Source organism: Paractinoplanes toevensis, from assembly GCF_018332695.1.
Taxonomy (GTDB): domain Bacteria; phylum Actinomycetota; class Actinomycetes; order Mycobacteriales; family Micromonosporaceae; genus Actinoplanes; species Actinoplanes toevensis.
Genome location: NZ_BOQN01000288.1, coordinates 1 through 505, shown reverse-complemented (window position 1 = coordinate 505; position 505 = coordinate 1). Strand labels below are relative to the sequence as shown.

At 67.7% G+C, this 505-nt stretch carries 1 protein-coding gene; it reads left to right on the top strand.

What is annotated here, in order from left to right:
- A partial coding sequence (locus Ato02nite_RS51270; RefSeq protein WP_213014011.1) for a S1C family serine protease occupies positions 1 to 448 on the top strand: 448 nt, incomplete at its 5' end.
- Positions 449 to 505: the final 57 nt, after the last annotated feature.

The following is a 505-nucleotide window of genomic DNA, read 5'->3' as shown; positions in this document are numbered from 1 at the left end:
CGACGCGCCGATCAACCCGGGTAACTCGGGTGGTGCCCTGGTCAACACGAACGGCGAGGTCATCGGCATCAACTCGGCGATCGCCACCCAGGGGTCGAGCTCCGGCAACATCGGCCTCGGCTTCGCCATCCCGAGCGACAAGGCCAGCCAGGTCGCCAACGACCTGATGGCCGGCAAGAAGGTCAGCCACCCGGCGCTCGGCGTCAGCGTGGCCAACGCGGAGAACGGTGGTGCCCTGGTGAGCACCGTGACGGCCAACAGTGCCGCCGCCAAGGCCGGCCTCCAGCAGGGCGACGTCATCACCTCGGTGGACGGCAAGAACATCGATGACTCCGACGATCTGGTCGCGGCCGTTCAGGGCGGCACGGTCGGACAGAAGATGACCATCGAGTACACCCGGGACGGCGCCAAGAAGTCGGCCACGGTCACGCTGGCCGAGGCCGAGTAACACCCAGGACCGGATTTCCCTCCCCGCTGCGGCGGGTGGTGTGACAAGGGGGTTGTC